Source organism: Pseudoxanthomonas sp. Root630 (assembly GCF_001427585.1).
Classification (GTDB): Bacteria; Pseudomonadota; Gammaproteobacteria; order Xanthomonadales; family Xanthomonadaceae; genus Pseudoxanthomonas_A.
Genome location: NZ_LMGY01000015.1, coordinates 320,779 through 341,627 on the forward strand (window position 1 = coordinate 320,779; position 20,849 = coordinate 341,627).

Annotated in this window: 21 protein-coding genes; 12 read left to right on the top strand and 9 right to left on the bottom strand. The window is 68.7% G+C overall.

Annotation, left to right across the window (positions count from 1 at the left end):
* Positions 1-56 precede the first annotated feature (56 nt).
* Together ASD72_RS21525 and ASD72_RS11690 are read left to right on the top strand one after the other, a co-directional pair.
* Entirely contained in the window at positions 57-2,306 is a 2,250-nt protein-coding gene (locus tag ASD72_RS21525; protein ID WP_162250381.1) for a serine hydrolase, read from the top strand.
* Entirely contained in the window at positions 2,303-3,568 is a 1,266-nt protein-coding gene (locus tag ASD72_RS11690; protein ID WP_162250382.1) for an FAD-dependent oxidoreductase, read from the top strand. Before ASD72_RS21525 ends, ASD72_RS11690 begins: the two co-directional genes overlap by 4 nt.
* Positions 3,569-3,578: 10 nt before the next feature.
* Here the strand turns inward: ASD72_RS11690 and ASD72_RS21245 are convergent, their stop codons facing one another.
* The 5 genes from ASD72_RS21245 to ASD72_RS11710 all read right to left on the bottom strand — a co-directional run bounded on the left by ASD72_RS21245 (position 3,579) and on the right by ASD72_RS11710 (position 6,749).
* A complete protein-coding gene (locus ASD72_RS21245) occupies positions 3,579-3,719 on the bottom strand; it encodes a hypothetical protein (protein WP_164490777.1) in 141 nt (46 codons plus the stop codon).
* 95 nt (positions 3,720-3,814) lie between these two features.
* A complete protein-coding gene (locus tag ASD72_RS11695; RefSeq protein WP_056880118.1) occupies positions 3,815-4,660 on the bottom strand; it encodes an AraC family transcriptional regulator in 846 nt (281 codons plus the stop codon).
* Between the two features lie 19 nt (positions 4,661-4,679).
* Positions 4,680-5,159, bottom strand: coding sequence for a tRNA (uridine(34)/cytosine(34)/5-carboxymethylaminomethyluridine(34)-2'-O)-methyltransferase TrmL (gene trmL / locus ASD72_RS11700; RefSeq protein WP_056880241.1), 480 nt, complete (start codon positions 5,157-5,159; stop codon positions 4,680-4,682).
* 107 nt (positions 5,160-5,266) lie between these two features.
* Complete coding sequence (locus ASD72_RS11705) at positions 5,267-5,644, bottom strand: hypothetical protein (protein ID WP_056880119.1); 378 nt, start codon at positions 5,642-5,644, stop codon at positions 5,267-5,269.
* A 400-nt stretch (positions 5,645-6,044) separates the two neighbouring features.
* Positions 6,045-6,749, bottom strand: a complete 705-nt coding sequence (locus ASD72_RS11710) for an SDR family oxidoreductase (RefSeq protein ID WP_056880120.1) — start codon at positions 6,747-6,749, stop codon at positions 6,045-6,047.
* A 143-nt stretch (positions 6,750-6,892) separates the two neighbouring features.
* Here ASD72_RS11710 and ASD72_RS11715 point away from each other — a divergent pair, with 143 nt between their 5' ends.
* The 4 genes from ASD72_RS11715 (at position 6,893) to ASD72_RS11730 (ending at position 12,278) form a co-directional block, all read left to right on the top strand.
* Positions 6,893-9,757 (top strand): pitrilysin family protein, encoded by a 2,865-nt coding sequence (locus tag ASD72_RS11715; protein ID WP_056880121.1) that lies wholly within the window; start codon positions 6,893-6,895, stop codon positions 9,755-9,757.
* Between the two features lie 104 nt (positions 9,758-9,861).
* Entirely contained in the window at positions 9,862-10,179 is a 318-nt protein-coding gene (locus ASD72_RS11720; RefSeq protein WP_056880122.1) for a DUF4156 domain-containing protein, read from the top strand.
* A gap of 124 nt (positions 10,180-10,303) precedes the next feature.
* Complete coding sequence (locus ASD72_RS11725) at positions 10,304-11,320, top strand: 3-oxoacyl-ACP synthase III (protein ID WP_056880123.1); 1,017 nt, start codon at positions 10,304-10,306, stop codon at positions 11,318-11,320.
* Positions 11,321-11,387: 67 nt separating this feature from the next.
* The gene (locus ASD72_RS11730) at positions 11,388-12,278 is read left to right on the top strand and encodes an alpha/beta fold hydrolase (protein WP_056880124.1); all 891 of its coding nucleotides are present in this window, start codon (positions 11,388-11,390) and stop codon (positions 12,276-12,278) included.
* A 190-nt stretch (positions 12,279-12,468) separates the two neighbouring features.
* On the opposite strand, the gene ASD72_RS11735 is transcribed toward ASD72_RS11730, so the two are convergent.
* Positions 12,469-12,849, bottom strand: a complete 381-nt coding sequence (locus tag ASD72_RS11735; RefSeq protein ID WP_056880125.1) for a YkgJ family cysteine cluster protein — start codon at positions 12,847-12,849, stop codon at positions 12,469-12,471.
* Between the two features lie 92 nt (positions 12,850-12,941).
* Here ASD72_RS11735 and oleC point away from each other — a divergent pair, with 92 nt between their 5' ends.
* From oleC to ubiB, 5 genes are all read left to right on the top strand, one after another.
* Positions 12,942-14,585 (top strand): olefin beta-lactone synthetase, encoded by a 1,644-nt coding sequence (gene oleC, locus ASD72_RS11740; protein WP_056880126.1) that lies wholly within the window; start codon positions 12,942-12,944, stop codon positions 14,583-14,585.
* Entirely contained in the window at positions 14,582-15,583 is a 1,002-nt protein-coding gene (oleD, locus tag ASD72_RS11745; protein WP_056880127.1) for a 2-alkyl-3-oxoalkanoate reductase, read from the top strand. The genes oleC and oleD overlap by 4 nt, the downstream gene beginning before the upstream one ends.
* A 154-nt stretch (positions 15,584-15,737) precedes the next feature.
* Positions 15,738-15,896 carry a DUF1328 domain-containing protein gene (locus tag ASD72_RS20630; protein WP_081420301.1) on the top strand — a complete coding sequence of 53 codons (159 nt, stop codon included), beginning with the start codon at positions 15,738-15,740 and terminating at the stop codon, positions 15,894-15,896.
* Positions 15,897-16,013: 117 nt separating this feature from the next.
* Positions 16,014-16,655: an SCP2 sterol-binding domain-containing protein gene (locus ASD72_RS11750; protein WP_056880128.1), complete on the top strand. Its 642-nt coding sequence runs from the start codon at positions 16,014-16,016 to the stop codon at positions 16,653-16,655.
* Entirely contained in the window at positions 16,652-18,304 is a 1,653-nt protein-coding gene (gene ubiB / locus ASD72_RS11755; RefSeq protein WP_056880129.1) for a ubiquinone biosynthesis regulatory protein kinase UbiB, read from the top strand. Before ASD72_RS11750 ends, ubiB begins: the two co-directional genes overlap by 4 nt.
* Positions 18,305-18,311: 7 nt before the next feature.
* On the opposite strand, the gene ASD72_RS11760 is transcribed toward ubiB, so the two are convergent.
* From ASD72_RS11760 to ASD72_RS11770, 3 genes are read right to left on the bottom strand one after another with little or no spacing between them, the layout of a single operon-like run.
* Positions 18,312-18,695 carry a hypothetical protein gene (locus ASD72_RS11760; protein WP_056880130.1) on the bottom strand — a complete coding sequence of 128 codons (384 nt, stop codon included), beginning with the start codon at positions 18,693-18,695 and terminating at the stop codon, positions 18,312-18,314.
* A 35-nt stretch (positions 18,696-18,730) separates the two neighbouring features.
* Positions 18,731-19,171 carry a hypothetical protein gene (locus ASD72_RS11765; RefSeq protein WP_056880131.1) on the bottom strand — a complete coding sequence of 147 codons (441 nt, stop codon included), beginning with the start codon at positions 19,169-19,171 and terminating at the stop codon, positions 18,731-18,733.
* Positions 19,172-19,216: 45 nt separating this feature from the next.
* Positions 19,217-19,615 carry a hypothetical protein gene (locus ASD72_RS11770; RefSeq protein WP_056880132.1) on the bottom strand — a complete coding sequence of 133 codons (399 nt, stop codon included), beginning with the start codon at positions 19,613-19,615 and terminating at the stop codon, positions 19,217-19,219.
* Between the two features lie 131 nt (positions 19,616-19,746).
* On the opposite strand from ASD72_RS11770, the gene ASD72_RS11775 reads away from it, so the two are divergent.
* Positions 19,747-20,580 (top strand): endonuclease/exonuclease/phosphatase family protein, encoded by an 834-nt coding sequence (locus tag ASD72_RS11775; RefSeq protein ID WP_056880133.1) that lies wholly within the window; start codon positions 19,747-19,749, stop codon positions 20,578-20,580.
* Positions 20,581-20,849 lie beyond the last annotated feature (269 nt).

Here is a 20,849-nt window from a genome sequence, read left to right on the forward strand (position 1 = left end):
GTGCGCATTCGAGGGGCACCCCGTGCCCCGGTGGCCAGAAGCAGAAAGGAACACGCGTGCGATCGTCGGAACCGAACCTCCAGGCGCGCTCCCGCCAGCGGTGGCGCGCCGTGCTGGCGTGCGTGATCGGCGCCATCGCAAGTACCGCCGGCGCAGCGGAGCCGCCTGCGCTGCGCGCCGAGCGCGATGCGGCGTTCGATGCCACCTTCGAGCGCTACAAGCTGCCCGGCCTCGCGGTCGGCGTGGTGCGCGACGGCCAGGTGGTGTATCTGCGTGCGGCCGGCGAGCGTGTCGCCGGCAGTGGCGACAAGGTCGATGCCGATACGCTGTTCAAGATCGCGTCCAACAGCAAGGCGATGACAGCGGGCGTGCTCGCGCGGCTGGTCGATGCCGGCAAGCTCAAATGGGACGATCCCGTCACGAAGCACCTGCCGCAGTTCCGCATGCACGATCCGTGGGTCACGCAGCAGATGCAGGTGCGCGACCTGCTGATCCACAACAGCGGCCTTGGCCTGGGTGCGGGCGACCTGATGCTGTGGCCCGAGCCGAACCGCTTCACCCGCGATGACATCATCGCGGGCCTGCAGCACCTGAAGCCCACGCACAGCTTTCGCGCCAACTACGCCTACGACAACCTGCTGTACGTCGTGGCGGGTGAAGTCGCGGCCGCAGCCGGAGGCGCGCCCTACGAAACGCTGGTGAAGCGCGAGCTGTTCGAGCCGCTGGGCATGCGCCGCTGCCAGGTGGGCGAATGGAACCGTGCGCAGGTCGGCAACGTGGCGCAGCCGCACATGCGCACGGACGATGGCAATCGCACCATCCGCGAAGACGGCGAGGTGGTGCCGGACATCACCTCGATGGCGGCGGGGGGTATCCGCTGCAGCCTCAACGACATGCTGGCCTGGGTCGGCATGTGGCTCTCGCCCGAGGCCGCGCCCGCCTGGCTCTCGCCGGCGCAGCGCAAGGCGGTGTGGACCCCGCACATGCCGATGCCGGTGAGCGCGCGCATGCGCGCCTGGGACAACAGCCATTTTTCCGCATATGGCTATGGTTGGCGGCTGTCGGACGTGGACGGCGCCTGGAAGGTCGCGCACACCGGCACGCTGGCTGGCATGTACTCGTCGGTGATCCTGCTGCCCGACCAGCGCACCGGCATCGTCATCCTGATCAATGGCGAGGGCGAAGCGGCCCGCACCGTGTTGGGCGAAGTGCTGACCAAACAGGTCACGATGCCGGACCAGACACACAACGTGGCGCACTATGCCGCGTTGCTCGACGAAGAGCGCGCGAGCGAACGTGCCGCCAAGCCGAAGCCCGATACCCGCCATCGCAAGCCGGCGCCTGCGCGTGCGCTGGCGGCCTGGACCGGACGCTACCGGGACCCCTGGTTCGGCGACGTCGCGATCTGCACGCAGGGCGACCGCGTCCGTTTCGCCTCCGCGCGTTCGCCGATGCTGACCGGCACGGTGATGCAGGTGGACACGCGCTGGCTGGTGGACTGGGACGACGACAGCGTCGATGCCGAACCCTGGCTGCACTTCGATGCGAGTGGAGGATCGAACAGGCTGACGCTGTCGCATGTCGATCCGGATGCGGACTTCAGCTACGACTACCAGGACCTCGACTTCGCCCGCGTGGCCGCGTGCGATGCCGCGCCTGCCGCGAAGGTCGAGGTATCGGGTGCCACCGATGCGGCCACGGCGGGCCTGGTGGATGTCGCCTCGCTGGCGAAGGGCGTCCAGCTCGACATGCGCTATGCCGGCGCCGGCAACTTCACCGGTGCGCGCGTGCCGGGTTACGAAGCCAATACCTGCCTGCTGCTGGCGCCGGTCGCCCAGGCGCTGGCGAAGGTGCAGGCGGACGTGCAGCGCGAGGGCCTGTCGCTGAAGCTGTTCGATTGCTACCGGCCGGTGCGGTCGGTGAAGCACTTCGTCGCCTGGGCGCACGACACCACCGACCAGCGCACCAAGCCCGCGTTCTATCCGAACGTCGACAAGGCGAAGCTGCTCGACGGCTACATCGCCGAAACCTCCGGGCACAGCCGCGGCGCTACGCTGGACCTCACGCTCACCCATTGCGAGCACGGCGCTTGCGCCGACCTCGACATGGGCACGCCGTTCGATTTTTTCGATGCCCGTGCGAACACCGCGCATGCCGATCTGTCGCCGGCACAGAAGGCGAACCGCGCGCGCCTGCTGGATGCGATGGCACGCCACGGGTTCCATAACTACCCGATGGAATGGTGGCACTTCACCTTCCGGCCCGAACCTTCCCCCCAGACCGCGTACGACGTTCCGATCCGATGACTTCCTCCCCTTCCTCCCGGCCGCCACGCACCACCGATGTTGCGGTGATCGGCAGCGGCATCGTCGGCCTGTCGACGGCGCACCACCTGCTCGACCGCGGCCTGTCCTGCATGCTGATCGATCCGAAGGGACCGGCCGGCGAGACATCGTTCGGCAACGCAGGCTCGATTTCCGTCGGCAACGTGATGCCGCAGTCGACGCCGGGGATCGTGGCCAAGGCGTTGCGCATGCTCGCCGACCCGCTTGCGCCGCTGAAGCTGGATTGGGGGGTCAGTCCGTCGTACGCGCGCTGGCTGTTGCAGTTCCTGGTGCAGGGGCGGCTCCAGCACGTGATGCCGATCATCGACGCGCTGGGCGCCATTAATCGGGCGTCGCGCGGCGCATGGCTCGAACTGGGCGAACGCATCCAGGCGCAGGACCTGATCGCGCACACCGGCTACCTGCACGTGTATTCCGAACTGGAGACGTTCGCGAAAGGCGAATGGGAGCGCGGATTGATGCGCGACCGTGGCGTCGCGTTCGATGTGCTGGATGCGGCGCAGCTGCGCGAACTGGAGCCGGGCATCGGCGAAGGTTTCCAGCGCGCGGTGTTCCAGCGCGAGTCGCTGGCGATGCGCGATCCGGGCGATTTCTGCCGGCGGCTGTTCAACCACCTGAGCGCACGCGGTGCGGTGCCGCTGACCGCCAGCGTATCGGCGATCGCGCGCCGCGACGGTGGCTACCTGGTCGATACCGACCACGGCCCGGTGCATGCGGGCCGCGTGGTGGTGGCCGCGGGCGCGTGGAGCAATGCGCTGCTGCAGCCGTTCGGCCTGAAGATTCCGGTGATCCCCGCACGCGGCTACCACCTGATGTATCCGCAAGCCCAGGCGGTCGCGCGCCGCCCCACGTTGTGGGCGGAGCGCTACATGGTGGTGTCGCCGATGCAGGCCGGCATCCGCATGACCAGCATCAAGGAGCTGACCGCGCTTGGCCGCGATCCGCACTACCACCTGATCCGCCGGCTCGATCCGGAAGCGCGGAAGCTGTTTCCCGGCATCACCGGCGAGCCACTGTCCGAATGGGCCGGCAACCGGCCGTGCACGCCGGACTCCCTGCCGATCATCGACCGCGTGCCGGGTGAAGATATCTTCGTCGCCACCGGCCACGGCCACCTGGGGCTGACCCAGGGGCCGGTGACCGGCCGGCTGCTCGATCGGCTGATGGCGGATGAAGCAACCGAGATCCCGCTGGCGCCATACGCACTGGCGCGCTTCGGCTGAGCGTCGCGGCTCAGGCCGCGGCGTCGTTCGCTTCGCGCAGCTTCTCTGCGCATTCCTCGCAGCACACTTCGACGGTGCGACCACCCAGGGTCACTTTGATCGCGTTGCCGTCCAGCGGGTAGTCGCAGGCGGCGCAGGTTTGTTCGGACATGACACGCTCCAGAAGGCTACCCGGGTTTGGGCAGACGCAGGAGACCATGCGGGTCGGCGTGGCGCTGTCGGAATCTTTAGCGGTTTCCGGCGTCCTTACGAAGCGCGGAAGGTGCTCGGCGAGCGGCCGTAGGCCTGGCGGAACGCGGATGCGAAATGGCTGTGGCTGGAGAAGCCGAGGTCGTGCGCCAGCGCGGAGACATCGGTGGCCGTGGCGAGCAGGTCCAACGCGCGCGCCAGCCGCAATTGCAGCTGGTAGCGGTACAGCGGGAGGCCTTCGACCTGGCGGAACACCTGGGTGAGGTAGACCGGCGAACCACCGACCTCATTCGCGATCTCGGCCAAGGTCCAGCGCCGTCCCGGATCGCTGGCGAGCAACAGCTTGGCCCGGTCCACCAGCCGCTGCCGCCCGCGTGTCGCACCCGGCACGTGCGCGGTGCGGGTGCCGAGGCTGCGCGAGGCCAGCGTCAGCGCCAGGCCTTCGGCTTCCAGCGGTTCGCAGGTGCCGCGTCGCAGGGCATGGCCGAGCAGCGCGACCAGCGCCTGCGTGCGGGCATCGATGCGCAGGGCCTGGTGGCGGAAGGCGACCGCCGCGCCCTTGCGTCGCAGCGGTGCCGGTGCGAGCTCGTCGAGCAGGGCGTCGGCCAGTTGGAGGACGAAGTTCGCATCGCCGCCTTCCACGGGATGGCTGACCTGGTAGCCCTCGCCGGCGTTGAACAGCAGTACGTGGTTGGCATCGGCGACGGCCTGGGTCTGGCCGACGTGGCGCAAGTAGGTGCCGCGGTAGGGGAATACCAGGTGCGTGGCGCCGATGCATTCCTCTTCGCTGCGATGGCGGCACTCGCCGCGGCAGCGGACATCGCGCACCGAGACGGTCGCGGTGTCGAGCAATCGCACGACATCGAACTGCGAGGCAGCGGGCGGGCGCGCCGGAGAGGCCATGGCGCCAGCCTACGCGCAATCACGCGCCGCCGGGGAACCCCGCCTGGCGCCAGGCTTCGAACACCACCACGGCGACGGTGTTGGAGAGGTTGAGGCTGCGGTTGTCGGGCCGCATCGGCAGGCGCAGGCGGTGTGCGGGCGGCAGGCCGTCGAGTACGTCCTGCGGCAGGCCGCGCGTTTCCGGACCGAACAGGAAGGCATCGCCCGGTTGGTAGTCGACCTGGTCGTAGCGCGCGGTGCCGCGCGTGCTGAGCGCGAACAGGCGGGCAGGACGGATGCGCTGCAGGGCTGCGTCGAGCGACGCGTGTACCTGCAGCGTGGCGTATTCGTGGTAATCCAGACCGGCGCGCTTGAGCTGCTTGTCTTCCAACGTGAACCCGAGGGGTTCGATCAGGTGCAGTCGCGCGCCGGTATTCGCACAGAGGCGGATGGCGTTGCCGGTATTCGGGGGAATTTCCGGCTGGTACAGCAGGACGTCGAGGTCCAGGGCGTCGGTCATGGCGCGCATTCTACGCGGCGCTGCATGGCCTCGCGGGCAGGTGGTGCGGTGGTACTCCGGCCGCAGCCGGCTTGCGTGTTACGCGGTTGGAACGTGTTGCCTGCGTATCAACGCGAAGCCAGCTGGCTGGCCAGCACACCCGCCTGCGCAGCGACCTGCTGCATGTCTTCCGCCGACGGACGCACGGTGACCACCGGCATGTCGACCACGCGCACCGCCTGGCTGGCGACGAAGTAGGCCAGGTCGCTCGCGTCCGGCGTCACGGTGACGGCGGCCAGGTCGACGATCTTGGCGTCCTTGTAGGTGTTGTAGTGCGCCAGGTCGGCGGCATCCGGCGTCACGGTGACGGTCGGCAGGTCGACGATGGCGGTGGCCTGGGCAGCGTTGTGGTTGTTGTCGGCGTGGGTGGCCGAGATGACCATGGAACCGGCGCACAGCGCGAAGACGACGGCGGCGGTCAGCGGGAGGAGGTTCTTGGCGTTCATTGTCATGCCTCTGTAGTGATGTTGTTGGGTGGTGTGGTAGTAAGGTAGTACACCTAGACAGAACGGTCAAGCGAAACCTTTCGTTTCGGTGCTTTGATTCAGGGTTCAGTCAGGTTTGGTTCGGAACAGCGGGAGTCTTGTTATGGGTATCGCAGGAACCGTGCCAACTGCAAGCTATTGATCCAATTGAACTAAAAGGTGCTTCTTCGCTGTCCGGTGTCCGAGTTGCGTGTCCGTCCGGGTGTCCGTCCTGCTTGAACAAGACGGCGGGGGGTGTGTGTTGTGACTGCGAACACGCCGCTTCAGTCGTAGGCCGGTCAGCTCGGGGTGTGCTGGTTGTGATGCCGTTTAGCTAGGAACCGTTGCAGTTCCCCGGCATGGCCGCTGCTGGCGTTCAGCTTCACCAGGGCAGGGGCTCGCCCTGCCAGTCGAGGAAGTCGCCGCTGTCCTCCGGCGTGAGCCGGTCGATCACATGCAGCAGGCCCGAGGCGGACTCCTGCACCGACAGTGCGGCGTTCTGTCCACCCATGTCCGTGCGCACCCAGCCGGGATGCAGCGCCACCACCACGACCCCCTGGGCCGCGAACGCTTGCGACAGCAGTGAGGTGGCCATGTTCTGCGCCGCCTTGCCGATGGCATAGCTGGGCGTGCGGAACTCCTGACGCAAGCCGATCGAGCCGACTTCCGACGAGATGTTGGCGACCACGCCGCCCTCGGCCAGCCGGGGTGCGAGGGCCTGGGCCAGCAGGAACGGTCCGGCAGCGTTGGTATGGAAGCTGGCGTCCAGGTCGTCCGGCGCCACCTGGCCGAAGCGCTCGCCGCCCCGCAGGATGCCCGCGTTGTTGACCAGCAGGTGCAGGGGTTCTTCGTCGGTCACCAGCGGCAGTTCGCGCACCAGCGCGGCGCGGCTGCGCGGGTCGGCGATGTCCAGCGGCAACACGTGCAGGCGTCCGGGATGGTCGCCGGCCAGGGTAGTCAGCGCGGTCGCCTTGCCGGGCTGCCGGCAGGTGGCGATGACGTGGCAGTGCCGGCCCAGCAGTTGGCGGACGAGCTCCAGACCCAACCCGCGGTTGGCGCCGGTGACGAGGCAGTGCTTGCGGTCCATGGCACCTCCCGGGTGGACGGAACGGGCCGGCGGCGCAGGCCGCATAGGCCATCCGTCATGGCTTGTGGCCTAGTGTAATGAGCCGGAGCGGCGGTTAGCATCGAGGGTTCTGCTGCCCATTCAGTATTACTAAGGAGTGTCCGATGCGTGTTTCCCGCCGGCCCCGCGCCGCCCTGCTTGCCGTCGCCCTGTCCGCCGCCCTCGGAGGGCTGGCCTACGCGCCGGCACCCTCGTACGCGAAGCCGGCCGCCGGTGCGGACATCGTCATTCCCTATGAGGAGTTCACCCTGCCCAACGGCCTGCGCGTGATCGTGCACACCGACCGCAAGGCGCCGATCGTGGCGGTGAACATCTGGTACCACGTGGGCAGCAAGAACGAGACCCCGGGCCGCACCGGCTTCGCCCACCTGTTCGAGCACCTGATGTTCCAGGGCAGCGAGAACCAGCCGGGCGAGTTCTTCACCCCGTTCGAGCTGGTCGGCGCCACCGACCAGAACGGCACCACCAACCAGGACCGCACCAACTACTTCCAGAACGTGCCCACCACCGCCCTCGACATGGCGTTGTGGATGGAGTCCGACCGCATGGGCCACCTGCTCGGTGCGATCGACCAGAAGGGGCTGGACGAGCAGCGTGGCGTGGTCCAGAACGAGAAGCGCCAGGGCGAGAACCAGCCCTATGGCCGCCGCATCATGGCCCGCATGTTCGAGGCGCTGTACCCGGCCGGCCACCCCTACAGCTGGCAGACCATCGGCTCGATGGCCGACCTGGACGCCGCCACCCTGGACGACGTGAAGACCTGGTTCCGCAGCTGGTACGGCCCCAACAACGCCGTGCTGGTGCTGGCCGGCGACATCGACGTGGCCACCGCCAAGCAGAAGGTCACCCGTTACTTCGGCGACATTCCCGCCAGCGCCACGCTGGCCGACATGAAGACCAACATTCCCACTCATGCCAAGGACACGCGCGAGACCATCCCGGATCGCGTGCCGCAGGTGCGCCTGTACCGCGGCTGGGCCGTGGCCGAGATGGGCTCGAAGGACGCGGCGCTGCTCGACCTGTTCGCCCAGGTGCTGGGCGGCAGCGCGGCCTCGCGCTTCGACACCCGGCTGGTGCACGGCGAGAAGATCGCCGACCAGGCCAGCGCCTACCAGTGGAGCAGCGAGATCAGCGGCACCTTCTTCCTCGTCTCGACGGTGAAGGAAGGCGTGGATCCGGCGAAGGTGGAGAAGGCGCTGGACGAAGAGCTGAAGCGCCTGATCGCCAATGGCCCGACCGCCGACGAGCTGGAGCGCGCCAAGGTCGCCGGCCGTGCGGGTTTCGTGCGCGGCATCGAGCGCATCGGCGGCTTCGGCGGCAAGTCCGACGTGCTCGCGTCGTGCGCCGTCTACCAGGGCAAGCCGGACTGCTACCAGGAAGAACTCGACATCCTCGCCAACGCGACCGCGGCCGAGGTGCAGGCCGCCGCGAAGAAGTGGCTGGCGGGCGCGTCGCACACCATCCTCGTGCAGCCGAGCGAGACGCCGGCGTCGTCGCTGCCGGAAACCGTGTTCGCGGCACCGGCCACCGCGCCGGCCGCCACGCCGAAGGTCGACCCGAAGTTCAAGACGGTGAAGACCGACGTCGATCGCAGCACCGGCGTGCCGACCACCACCACCTTCCCCGACCTGAAGTTCCCCGCCGTCCAGCGCGCCACGCTGTCCAACGGCATGCAGGTGGTGCTGGCCGAGCGCCATGAGACGCCGGTGGTGCAGCTCAACGTCGAGTTCCCCGGTGGCTACGCCGCCGACGTGGGCAAGAAGCTGGGCACCGCGAGCTTCGCGCTGCAGATGATGGACGAGGGCGCGGGCGACTACAGCGCCCTGGCCTTCGCCGCGCGCAAGGAAGCCCTGGGTGCCGAACTGAGCACGGGCGGTGGCCTGGATTCGGCCTCGGTCGGCTTGTCCGCGCTGACCGAGAAGCTGGCGCCCTCGCTGGACCTGCTGGCCGACGTGCTGCGTCGACCGACCTTCGATGCGGGCGAGATCGAGCGCGTGCGCGCCACCTGGATCGCCGGCATCAAGCAGGAGAAAGCCCGCCCGCAGACCGCCGCGCTGCGCACGTTGCCACCGCTGCTGTACGGCGCCGGCCACCCGTACGCGATCCCGTTCACCGGGTCGGGCACGGAAGCGTCGATCGCCTCGCTGACGCGCGATGACCTGGTCGCCTTCCACCGCGACTGGCTGCAGCCGGACCAGGCCCGCATCACCATCGTCGGCGACACCACGCTGGCGCAGATCGTGCCGCTGCTGGAAGCCCGCCTGGGCGACTGGAAGGCCGCACCGAACGCGCCCAAGCTGGCCGCCGTGCCCAAGGTGGCCAACGCCGCCAAGCCGCGCGTGTTCCTGATCGACCAGCCGGGCGCGATCCAGTCCAACGTCTACGCCGCGCAGCTGGTGCCGCCCACCGGCGACGCGGGCACGATCGACTTCGACTTCGCCAATGGCGTGCTCGGCGGCCAGTTCAGCTCGCGCCTCAACATGAACCTGCGCGAGAACAAGCATTGGGCCTACGGGTCCTACAGCGGCGCCCGCAACACGCTGGGCCAGCGTCCGTGGTGGGCCAGCGCAGCGGTGCAGAGCGATCGCACGGCCGATTCGATGAAGGAACTGCAGAAGGAGATCAGCGAGTTCGCCACCGGCCAGGTGCCGGCCAAGCCGGAGGAGATCGCCAAGATCCGCGCGGCGAACACGCTGGAACTGCCGGGTGCCTACGAAACCGCGTCCGCCGTGCTCAGCCAGATCGCCTCCAACCAGCGCTACGGCCGTCCGGACGACTACATCGTCCAGTACAAGGCCCGCAACGACGCCATCGGCGCCGCCGACGTGGCCAAGGCCGCGGCGACGCTGTCGCCGGCAGCGCTGACCTGGGTGGTCGTGGGCGACCTGTCCAAGGTCGGTGCCTCGGTGCGCGCGCTGCAGCTGGGCGAAGCGGTCGAGCTGGACGCCGACGGCAAGACGAAGAAGTAAGACAGGCCCTGCCGCCGTCCCTCGCCGGGGGACGGCGGTCGGCCCGGATCGATTCATCCGGCGTCGGCCAGAATGGCCACGACTCACAATCCAAGGTGACCCCGATGCGTCTCGCCCTGCTTGCCGTGGCTTCCACCGTGTTGTTGTCCGCCTGCACCTGGGTGCACCTGGCTCCGTCCGCGAAGAGCGTCCGGGTCATCCCGGGCGGCGCGGCGCCCGCCGGTTGCGAGAAGCGCGGCGAGGTCACCGTGAAGGTGCCCGGCAATCTGGCCTTCTACGAGCGCAACACCCTGCGCGTGCGGGACGAGCTGGAGACCATGGCCCGCAACGAAGCCCCCGACCTGCAGGCCGACACGGTGCAGCCGCTGGGCGAACCCGCCAACGGCGAGCAGCGCTTCGCCGCCTATCGGTGCGGTCGATAAAGTGTGATATGAGTCACACTTGAGGGGGTGGGTCGGGGTGCGACCGGGCGCGTAAAGATGCGGTGAAGACGGGAAGCCGGTACCCTTGTCGGCCCCTTCCGCCTGAGCCTTGGCGCTAATCTCGATGCTCTTCAAGAATGTCTCCATCGCGGGACTGGCGCATATCGATGCGCCCCACACGCTGACGTCGGACGAGATCAACGCCCGCCTGCAGCCCACGCTCGACCGCCTGGGCATCAAGACGGACGTCCTCAACGACATCGCCGGCGTGCACGCCCGCCGCTTGTGGGACGCCGACACCCAGGCTTCCGACGCCGCCACCATGGCCGCGCGCAAGGCCCTGGTCGATGCCGGCATCACCGCCGACAAGGTCGGCCTGGTCGTCAACACCTCCGTCAGCCGCGACTACCTGGAGCCGTCCACCGCCAGCATCGTCTGCGGCAACCTGGGCGTGGCCGAACATTGCCAGACCTTCGACGTCGCCAATGCCTGCCTGGCCTTCATCAATGGTATGGACATCGCCGCCCGCATGCTCGAGCGCGACGAGATCGACTACGCGCTGGTCGTCGACGGCGAGACCGCCAACCTGGTCTATGAAAAGACCATCGAGCGCCTCAACGGTCCCGACATCACCGAACAGCAGTTCCGCGACGAACTGGCCGCGCTGACCCTGGGTTGCGGTGCGGTCGCCATGGTCATGGCGCGCAGCGCGCTGGTGCCGGACGCGCCGCGCTACAAGGGCGGCGTGACCCGCTCGGCGACCGAGTGGAACAAGCTCTGCCGCGGCAACCTCGACCGCATGGTCACCGACACCCGCATGCTGCTGATCGAAGGCATGAAGCTGGCCAACAAGACCTTCGCCGCCGCCAAGGTCGCGCTGGGCTGGGCCGTGGACGAGCTGGATCAGTTCGTCATCCACCAGGTCAGCCGCCCGCACACGCAGGCCTTCATCAAGTCCTTCGGCATCGATCCGCAGAAGGTCATGACCATCTTCACCGAGCACGGCAACATCGGTCCGGCCTCCGTGCCGATCGTGCTGAGCAAGCTGAAGGAACTGGGCAAGCTGAAGAAGGGCGACCGCATCGCCCTGCTCGGCATCGGCTCGGGCCTGAACTGCACGATGGCCGAAGTGGTCTGGTGATTCCGGCCGCACTTCGTATCCAGGGGGCCGGTTCGCCGGCCCTTTTCTTTGACGGCGGCGACGCACGATGAACCTTCCCGGCTACCCCTCCCATCCGCAGCGTTTCGAAGTCCGCCCGGGCCTGTCGATGAACTACCTCGACGAAGGCCCGCGCGACGGCGAGGTGGTGGTGATGCTGCACGGCAATCCGTCGTGGAGCTATTACTGGCGCACGCTGGTGGCCGGCCTCTCTGATCGCTACCGCTGCATCGTGCCCGACCACATCGGCATGGGCCTGTCCGACAAGCCCGACGACAGCCGCTACGACTACACCCTGCAGTCGCGCGTGGACGATGTCGCCGCGCTGCTTCGCTACCTCGGCATCACCGGCCCGGTGACGCTGGCCGTGCACGACTGGGGCGGCATGATCGGTTTCGGCTGGGCGCTCTCGCACGCCGCGCAGGTGAAGCGCCTGGTGGTCACCAACACCGCCGCGTTCCCGATGCCCGCCGCGAAGGCGATGCCGTGGCAGATCGGGCTGGGCCGCGACTGGAAGATCGGCGAGTGGATCATCCGCGGCTTCAACGCCTTCTCGGCCGGCGCGTCGTGGATCGGCGTGGAGCGCCGCATGCCCGCCGACGTGCGCCGCGCCTATGTGTCGCCGTACGACACCTGGGCCAACCGCATCTCCACGATCCGCTTCATGCAGGACATCCCGCTCGGGCCGCAGGACAAGGCGTGGCCGCTGCTCGAGGCCGCTGGCAAGGCGTTGCCGTCGTTCGCTGACCGGCCCGCGTTCCTGGGTTGGGGCTTGAAGGACTTCGTGTTCGACAAGCATTTCCTCGACGGTTTCCGCGCCGCGTTGCCGAACGCGGAAGTGCACGCGTACGAAGACGCCGGCCACTACGTGCTGGAAGACAAGCACGAGATCCTGGTGCCGCTGATCCGCGACTTCCTGGATCGCCATCCGCTCGCTTGAGCCCTTCTCCCCTTGCGGGAGAAGGTGGCGCGCAGCGCCGGATGAGGGGACGCGAGCGCAGCGAGCTTGCTGGTATGTTCACCCGCCAAGCCAGCAGCAAAAGCCCCCCTCATCCGCCTTCGGCACCTTCTCCCACAAGGGGAGAAGGGTAAGAAGTCCGGTCGGGCCTGAAGGCCCTCCTACACGCGCGTCATAGCACCGGCAGCGGATTCTTCTCGGCGTCCACCACGCCCGCCCAGTCCGCTTCCACCAGCAACGGCAGGCCATGCGCCAGCCGCGCCTTGTCGCATTGCGCGCTGCGCTCGCCGAACTCCAGCGAGGCCGGCACCAGCGCGCAGACCGACGGGCGCCGGTCGTGGATCGTGCAGCGGCTGTAGCGGCCGATGTCGGCGTCCAGCGCCACGCAACGCGGCTCCTTCTGCGAGGTGCCGCGCATCACGCGCTCGTGCACGCGCAGCGGTTCGGTCAGTTCGATCGGCACCACGCCGCCCTGGTCGGGGTCCGCCTCGCTCCAGTGGAAGCTCACGCGGAAGTGGGCGCAGCAGGCGCCGCAGGTCAGGCAGGGGTGCATCGGCGTGGGCTGGCGTCAGGGCGCGGGCGGGACGCGCATTCTGCCAACGCCGCGGGCTGACGCAAGTACCGCCCAGCGGCGACAATGCCCGCATGACCGATCCGTGCAACATCGCCGCCAGCTTGCCCCGGCTGGCCCGCGAGCAGCCCGACCGCGTGGCCATGCGCTGCCCCGATGGCGCCGGCCGCTACACCCGCGAGCTCACCTACGCGCAGCTCGATGCACGCAGCGACGCCATCGCCGCCGGCCTGGGCGCGTACGGCATCGGCCGCGGCAACCGCACCGTGGTGATGGTGCGGCCCACGCCGGAGTTCTTCCTGCTGATGTTCGCGCTGTTCAAGGCCGGCGCCGTGCCGGTGCTGGTGGACCCGGGCATCGACCGCCGCGCGCTGAAGCAATGCCTGGACGAAGCCGAGCCCGAGGCCTTCATCGGCATCCCGCTGGCCCAGGTCGCGCGCTGCGTGCTGGGCTGGGCGAAGTCGGCGAAGAAGATCGTCACCGTCGGCACGCGCTGGGCCTGGGGCGGCACCACGCTGACCAAGATCGAAGCGCGCGGCGCGAACGCCGGCCCGCAGCTGGCCGATACGTCGCCCGACGATGTCGCCGGCATCCTGTTCACCAGCGGCTCTACCGGCGTGCCGAAGGGCGTGGTCTACCGCCACCGCCATTTCGTCGCCCAGATCGAACTGCTGCGCAACGCCTTCGGCATGCAGCCCGGTGGCGTGGACCTGCCGACCTTCCCGCCGTTCGCGCTGTTCGATCCCGCGCTGGGGCTGACCTCGGTGATTCCCGACATGGATCCCACCCGTCCCGCCAGCGCCGATCCGGACAAGCTGCACGCGGCCATCGCGCGCTTCGGCGTCACCCAACTGTTCGGTTCGCCCGCGCTGATGAAGGTCCTCGCCGACCACGGCGCACCGTTGCCGACCGTGCAGCGCGTGACCTCCGCCGGTGCACCGGTGCCGCCGGACACCGTGGCGAAGATCCGCACGCTGCTGCCCGAGGGTGCGCAGTTCTGGACGCCGTACGGCGCCACCGAATGCCTGCCCGTGGCCGTCATCGAAGGCCGCGAACTGGAATCCACCCGTGCCGCCACCGAGGCCGGCGCCGGCACCTGCGTCGGCCGCGCGGTGCCGCCGAACGAGGTCCGCATCATCCGCATCGTCGATGCGCCGATCGCCGACTGGCGCGACGTCGACGTGCTGCCCGATGGCGAGGTCGGCGAGATCACCGTCGCCGGCCCCACCGCCACCGATACCTATTTCCGCCGCGATGCCGCCACGCGCATCGCCAAGATCCGCGAAGCGCTGCCCGACGGCGGCGAGCGCATCGTGCACCGCATGGGCGACGTGGGCTGGTTCGATGACGAAGGCCGGTTGTGGTTCTGCGGCCGCAAGACGCAGCGCGTGGAGACCGCCGACGGTCCGCTCTACACCGAACAGGTCGAGCCTGTGTTCAACACGCATCCGCAGGTGCGCCGCACCGCGCTGGTCGGCGTGGGCGAAGCGGGCCGCCAGCGACCGGTGCTGTGCTACGAACGGATGCCCGGCGTGGTCGCCGATCGCGCGCGCATCGAACGCGAGCTGCGCGAAATCGGTGCGCGCCATCCGCATGCCGCGCGCATCGGCGCGTTCCTGCCGCATCCGGGTTTTCCCGTCGACATCCGCCATAACGCCAAGATCGGCCGCGAGACGCTGGCCGTGTGGGCCGCCACCCAGAAGGAGCAACACGCATGAAGATCCTCGTCACCGGCGGCGGCGGATTCCTCGGCCAGGCGCTGTGCCGCGGCCTGGTCGAACGCGGGCACGAGGTCATCAGCCTCAACCGTGGCTACTACCCGATCCTGCGCGAACTCGGCGTAGGCCAGGTGCAGGGCGATCTCGCCGATGCGCACGCGGTGCGGCACGCTGCCGATGGCGTCGATGCGGTCTTCCACAACGCCGCCAAGGCCGGCGCGTGGGGCAGCTATCGCAGCTACCACGACGCCAACGTGGTCGGCACGCAGAACGTGCTCGACGCCTGCCGCGCGCATGGCATCGGCCGGTTGGTCTACACCTCCACGCCCAGCGTGACCCACCGCGCGACCCATCCGGTCGAAGGCGGCACCGCCGCCGACGTGCCCTATGGCGAAGGCTTCAAGGCGCCGTACGCGACCACCAAGACGATCGCCGAGAAGGCCGTGCTCGCCGCCAACGATGCCTCGCTGGCGACGGTCGCGCTGCGCCCGCGCCTGATCTGGGGCCCGGGCGATCACCAGATCCTGCCGCGCCTGGTGTCGCGTGCGCGCACCGGCCGGCTGCGCATCGTCGGCAGCGGCGAGAACCACGTCGATACCACCTACATCGACAACGCCGCGCAGGCGCACTTCGATGCGTTCGACCACCTCGCGCCGGGCGCCGCCTGCGCAGGCAGGGCGTACTTCATCTCCAACGGCGAGCCGTGGCCGATGCGCAAGCTGCTCAACGCGCTGCTGGAAACGGCCGGCGCGCCGCGCGTGGACAAGCACCTGTCGTTCAAGGCCGCGTACCGCGTGGGCGCGGTGTGCGAAACCCTGTGGACGGTGCTGCCGCTGAAGGGCGAACCGCCGATGACGCGCTTCCTCGCCGAACAGCTCGCCACCGCGCACTGGTACGACATGGCGCCGGCACGTCGCGACTTCGGCTACGTGCCGCGCGTGTCGATGGAAGAAGGTTTCGCGCGCCTGCAGGCCTGGCTGCGCGACCATCCGGTCTGACGCGCCGCGCTTAGGCGGCGACCCTTCACGCATGGATCACGACGCTTAAGCCTGGCCGTCTGCATGCGCGCCACGCTCACGCGGCGATGACTCCCGGCATTCCAGCATGGCCCTACCCCCGGCCTTCCTGGCCGCATGCCAACAGGAGTTCCCCATGCTGCACTACGCCGTCATCTTCTTCGTCGTCGCGATCATCGCGGCCGTGCTGGGTTTCAGCGGCATCGCCGGCGCCGCCACCAATATCGCGTGGGTGCTGTTCGTCGTGTTCCTGATCCTGGCCGTCGTCTCGATGCTGCGCGGCAAGCGCGTCTGACGCCATCACCGTCTCTCTCCGCCGGGGCGGCAGGATGCCGCCGCGCCCGTCCGGTCCGGCAGGATGCCGGCCTGCGGACGGGCGGGGACGCAAGGGCTTTGCCGCTAGAATGACGGCATGGACCTGTCCCCGTTCGATGCCCTGAAGCCGCTCGCCGGCCGCGCGCTGGAAACCGCGCTCAACCACGCCCTCACGCTGGATCCGGATACCCAGGCGGCGCTGCTGCCACTGGAAGGCCGTCGCATCCAGCTGCGCATCGATGCCCCCGCGCTGGCGATGGACATCATCGTTGGCGGTGGCCGGTTGCAGGTGGGCCCCGCAAGCGAAGTGCTCGATGCCGACCTCGCCGTGCGCAGCACGCTCGGCGGCCTGCTGTCCCAGCTCCCGTTCTTCCGCCGCGACGATGCCGCGCCGGTGGGCAAGCTGCACGTCTCCGGCGATGCCGATCTCGCCCGCCGCCTGCAGACGCTCGCCACCCGCTTCGATCCCGACTGGTCGCTGCCGTTCACCCGCGTGTTCGGCGACGTGATCGGCGTGCAGGTGGCCAACACCGTGCGCGCCGGCCTGCAGCAGGCGCGGATCGTCGCCGGCAACGTCGCCGAAAGCGCCGCCGAGTACGTCACCGAGGAATCGCGCGATGTCGTCGGCCGCGCCGAACTCAACGCCTTCCACGACGATGTCGATGCCGTGCGCGATGATGTCGAGCGCCTGGCCGTGCGCGTCGGCCGCCTCGCCGCGCGCGTGGAGCACCGCGCATGAAGTCGGTGCTGCGGGCCAGCCGCATCGGGCGCGTCCTGCTCCGCTACCGTCTCGACGACCTGCTCGAAGGCACGCCGGTCGAACGCTGGCTGCGGCTCGCGCGCCCGTTCGTGCCGCGCGCCTCGGCCCAGATCGCAGCGCAACCGCGCGGCGCGCGCCTGCGCCTGGCGCTGCAGGAACTCGGGCCGATCTTCGTCAAGTTCGGCCAGATCCTGTCCACGCGCCGCGACCTGATTCCGCCCGACATCGCCGAAGAATTGACCCTGCTGCAGGACCGCGTGGCGCCCTTCGATGGCGAGGTCGCGCGCCGGCTGGTGGAAGAGGAGCTCGGCCGGCCGATCCACGACGCCTTCGAACAGTTCGACACCACGCCGCTCGCCTCCGCCTCCATCGCGCAGGTGCACGCGGCCATCCTGCCCGGCGGTCGCGAGGTGGTGGTGAAGGTGCTGCGGCCCGACATCCGCAAGCAGATCGCCGGCGACATCGCATTGCTGGAAAGCATCGCCGCCATCGTCGAGCGCGCGCACCCCGCCGCCGACAAGATCCGTCCGCGCGAAGTCGTCGCCGAGATCGAGAACACGCTCGCCGCCGAACTCGACCTGCAGCGCGAGGCCGGCAACGCCAGCCTGCTGCGCCGCAACTGGGCCGATTCGCCCGACCTATACGTGCCGGAAGTGATCTGGTCGCACACCGCCGAACGCGCGATGACGATGGAGCGCGTGCGCGGCATTCCGTCCGACGACATCGCCGCGCTGGATGCCGCCGGCATCGACCGCAAGGCACTCGCCGCCAAGGGCGTGCGCGTGTTCTACCAGCAGGTGTTCCGCGACAACTTCTTCCACGCCGACGCGCACGCCGGCAACATCTGGGTGGATCCGGAACGCAAGAAAGATCCGCGCTTCATCGCGCTGGATTTCGGGATCATGGGCCAGCTCTCGCGCGACGACCAGTTCTGGCTCGCCGAGAACTTCATGGCGATCTTCAACCGCGACTACCGCCGCATCGCCGAACTGCACGTGCAGGCAGGCTGGATGCCGTCGTACATCCGCATCGACGAACTGGAAGCCGCGGCACGCGCGGTGTGCGAGCCGTACTTCACCCGCCCGCTCAGCGAGATCTCGCTGGCCGAAGTGCTGGCCAAGCTGTTCCGCACTGCGCAGCGCTACGAACTGACCCTGCAGCCGCAGCTGATCCTGTTGCAGAAGACGCTGCTCAACATCGAAGGCGTGGGCCGGCAACTGGACCCGCAGATCGACATCTGGGCCGTCGCCAAGCCGGTGCTGGAGCGCATCCTGCTGGAGCGCTACAGCCCGCAGCGCGCCGCGCAGGAGTTCCGCAAGCGCCTGCCCGAGATCATGACCCACGCGCCGGACATGCCGCGCCTGGTGCACGCGTGGCTGAGCCAGCAGGTGGACGGTCGCCACGAACTGTCGCTGCGTTCCAAGGACCTCACCGACCTCGCCCAGACGATGAAGGGCATGCAGCGCCGCGTGGTCGCCGCCATCCTCGGCGTGGGCCTGCTGATCGTCGCGGCGGTGCTGTACGGCCTGGAGGCCGGCGGCCCGAGCATCTTCTCTGTGCCGGCGTCGGCGTGGATCGCCGGCATCGGCGGCCTGTGGGCCCTGCTGGCGGCGTGGCCGCGGCGCTGACGCGCGATCAGGCGCGTCGCCGTCCCCACGCCAGCCACCAACCCAGCCACACCTGCACGGGCAGCGTCAGCAGGCAGGCGAGGGTGAACCAGCGCGGGAAGTCGTCCCACGCCATCACCGTTACATACAGGTCCAGCGCCAAGTACAGCGCGAACAACACCCACGCGTGCGCCGTCTTCGCCACGGCCGCCACGCCGACCATCAGCGCGCCGCCCGCGACGCCGGCCAGGAACACCCACAGCAGGTCGTAGGCCAGTCGCGCGTCGCCACCGCGCGGCAGGCCCCACAGCGCCGCAAGTTCGCCGCCGGCCAGGTTCACCACCGGCACCGCGATGACGGCGAGCGCCAGCGCGAGGAGGCTGCGTAGCACGATCTTCAGGCGGTCAGGCATCGACGGGCTCCGGACAGGTGGACACGGCCATTGAATCAAGTGCGCGGCACGAACAGCGAGAAGGCCGTCAATGCGCCGCCGAACAACACGAGCACCCCGCCGTAAAGCACGGACCCCTCCTGGCTCACCCACTCCATGATCGGCCAGGCCCGCTTCATGCCGGGGTGCGAGACCCACATGGCAACCGGATGCAGGATGAGCAACGCACCGGCCACGATGCACGCAATGCCGGTGCCGGCACCCCAGAAGCTTCTCGATTGGCGCAGGGCCCGGCGTGCGGTGGACACCGCCTGCGTCCGCTGTTCGCCGGCATACGCGGTGCGTTGTCGTTGGAGCGCGTCGGCGGCCGGACCAGGCGAGGGAGGCGCCTCCTCGCTGAAGACTTTCGTGTCGCTGTCGTTCTCGACCCCATCATCCAGCAGGTCATCCACCGTGGTGTTGCGCCGCAGCCAGTGACCGCCCCGTGTCTTGTTCATGTCCCCGCCCTGTATCGACGCTACCCCATGCTGGGAGGATACCGCTCACGGGACGGGAGGCGTCGCAGGCGCGCCCGCGCAGTGCGATAACGGCAACGGCCCATACATCTTGGTCGTGCCGGCGAATCCACCCTGTTCGACCACGTAGACGGCACGTGCGTCAACATCGATGTGCAGGGAGTGCTGATATCCATCCGCGATGTCGCCCATGTCCGACAAGAGAATGCCTGGTACCTGAAGAAACTTGCGCGGCCAATGGGTCATCACCGGCCATGCCTGCTGGATGCCATAGGGGCTCACGAAGGGAGCCAGCCGTGATGCCACGCAGGCCGTCACCGGATCCGCAGCGTCGGCCTGCGCACGCATGTCGATGGTGAGGTGCATGGGCGGCGGCGCTGCGTCGGGCGTCGTGGCAAGCAGCAGGATGAGGCTGAGCGGGTGCATGGGAACTCCTTTCCGGTACGGGAATCTCGCATGTGCGCCCAAAGCAGGTCGATGCGTTGCGCGTGATGCATTCGCTGTCGATTCATCGTCGGCGTGCGCGACAATGTCCGCCCCTGTGCGAGGAGTTCGCCATGCGCCGCTGGTTTCTGTTGCTGGCCTGTCTGTTCGGTACGATGCCGTGGCCGACCCACGCGGCCGATGCCCTGCGCATCATGAGCTTCAACATCCGCCTGCCGGCCGAGAGCGACGGCGTGGATTACTGGGAGACGCGCAAACCGCTCGCGGTGAAGATGCTGCGCGAGCAGGCGCCGGACGTGGTCGGCCTGCAGGAACTGGTGAAGTCGCAGGCCGATTACCTGGCGCACGAACTGCCCGCGTACGCCTGGTTCGGGCGCGGCCGCAACGCCGATGGCGGTGGCGAGCACATGGGCGTGTTCTACCGGAAGGACCGGCTGAAGGTGATCGAATCCGGCGACTTCTGGCTCTCCGACACGCCCGACGTGCCGGGCAGCATCACCTGGAACCATCTGTACCCGCGCATGGTGACGTGGGCACTGTTCGAACAGCGCAGCGACGGCAAGCGCTTCTATCTGTTCAACACCCACCTGCCGTACCGCGAGCAGGACGAGGCCGCACGCGTGAAGGGCGCGCAGGCCATCGCGCGCCGCCTGGCCACGCTGCCGGCCGGCGTGCCGGTGGTGCTGACCGGCGACTTCAACACCGCGCCCGACAGCGAGGCGCATGCGCTGCTCGCCCGCACGCTGCAGGATGCGTGGACCACCGCGCCGCGCGTGGAAGGCAGCGAGGCCACGTTCCATGGCTTCACGGGCAACGCTGACAAGCGCATCGACTGGATCTTCGTCCGCGGTGTGCAGCTGGAATCGATCACCTCGGTGACCACGCGCTGGAACAACCGCTATCCGTCCGACCACTTCCCGCTGGTGGCGACGCTGCGGTTGCCGTAAGCCTGCGCTGCATCTCGAAGGCGCGCGGGCGACGCTCAATGTGAGAGAGATGGAGCTCCGAGCCCTATCGATGGCGTTCCGAAAGTCATCGATGGCCTGACCTGCCTTGCAGGCGGACATCAACGCGAGACGACTCGAGCGCGGGCCGACGTCTCCTTCTCCCCGCTCGCGGGGAGAAGGTGCCGGAAGGGCGGATGAGGGGCAGGCGCGATACCGATGCATCGCTGAAGCATTCGCATCTGGCGACATTGCGGTAGGAAGGAGGATCG

Coding starts and splice junctions, on each gene's coding strand:
- ASD72_RS11690 (WP_162250382.1), top strand. CDS start 2,303: ATGACTTCCTCCCCTTCCTCCCGGCCGCCACGCACCACCGATGTTGCG.
- ubiB (WP_056880129.1), top strand. CDS start 16,652: ATGAAGTCGGTGCTGCGGGCCAGCCGCATCGGGCGCGTCCTGCTCCGC.
- ASD72_RS11775 (WP_056880133.1), top strand. CDS start 19,747: ATGCGCCGCTGGTTTCTGTTGCTGGCCTGTCTGTTCGGTACGATGCCG.
- ASD72_RS11765 (WP_056880131.1), bottom strand. CDS start 19,171: ATGAACAAGACACGGGGCGGTCACTGGCTGCGGCGCAACACCACGGTG.
- ASD72_RS11710 (WP_056880120.1), bottom strand. CDS start 6,749: ATGGACCGCAAGCACTGCCTCGTCACCGGCGCCAACCGCGGGTTGGGT.
- ASD72_RS11760 (WP_056880130.1), bottom strand. CDS start 18,695: ATGCCTGACCGCCTGAAGATCGTGCTACGCAGCCTCCTCGCGCTGGCG.
- ASD72_RS11705 (WP_056880119.1), bottom strand. CDS start 5,644: ATGAACGCCAAGAACCTCCTCCCGCTGACCGCCGCCGTCGTCTTCGCG.
- ASD72_RS21245 (WP_164490777.1), bottom strand. CDS start 3,719: ATGTCCGAACAAACCTGCGCCGCCTGCGACTACCCGCTGGACGGCAAC.
- oleD (WP_056880127.1), top strand. CDS start 14,582: ATGAAGATCCTCGTCACCGGCGGCGGCGGATTCCTCGGCCAGGCGCTG.
- ASD72_RS20630 (WP_081420301.1), top strand. CDS start 15,738: ATGCTGCACTACGCCGTCATCTTCTTCGTCGTCGCGATCATCGCGGCC.
- ASD72_RS11715 (WP_056880121.1), top strand. CDS start 6,893: ATGCGTGTTTCCCGCCGGCCCCGCGCCGCCCTGCTTGCCGTCGCCCTG.
- oleC (WP_056880126.1), top strand. CDS start 12,942: ATGACCGATCCGTGCAACATCGCCGCCAGCTTGCCCCGGCTGGCCCGC.
- trmL (WP_056880241.1), bottom strand. CDS start 5,159: ATGACCGACGCCCTGGACCTCGACGTCCTGCTGTACCAGCCGGAAATT.
- ASD72_RS11720 (WP_056880122.1), top strand. CDS start 9,862: ATGCGTCTCGCCCTGCTTGCCGTGGCTTCCACCGTGTTGTTGTCCGCC.
- ASD72_RS11695 (WP_056880118.1), bottom strand. CDS start 4,660: ATGGCCTCTCCGGCGCGCCCGCCCGCTGCCTCGCAGTTCGATGTCGTG.
- ASD72_RS11750 (WP_056880128.1), top strand. CDS start 16,014: ATGGACCTGTCCCCGTTCGATGCCCTGAAGCCGCTCGCCGGCCGCGCG.
- ASD72_RS11770 (WP_056880132.1), bottom strand. CDS start 19,615: ATGCACCCGCTCAGCCTCATCCTGCTGCTTGCCACGACGCCCGACGCA.
- ASD72_RS11725 (WP_056880123.1), top strand. CDS start 10,304: ATGCTCTTCAAGAATGTCTCCATCGCGGGACTGGCGCATATCGATGCG.
- ASD72_RS11730 (WP_056880124.1), top strand. CDS start 11,388: ATGAACCTTCCCGGCTACCCCTCCCATCCGCAGCGTTTCGAAGTCCGC.
- ASD72_RS11735 (WP_056880125.1), bottom strand. CDS start 12,849: ATGCACCCCTGCCTGACCTGCGGCGCCTGCTGCGCCCACTTCCGCGTG.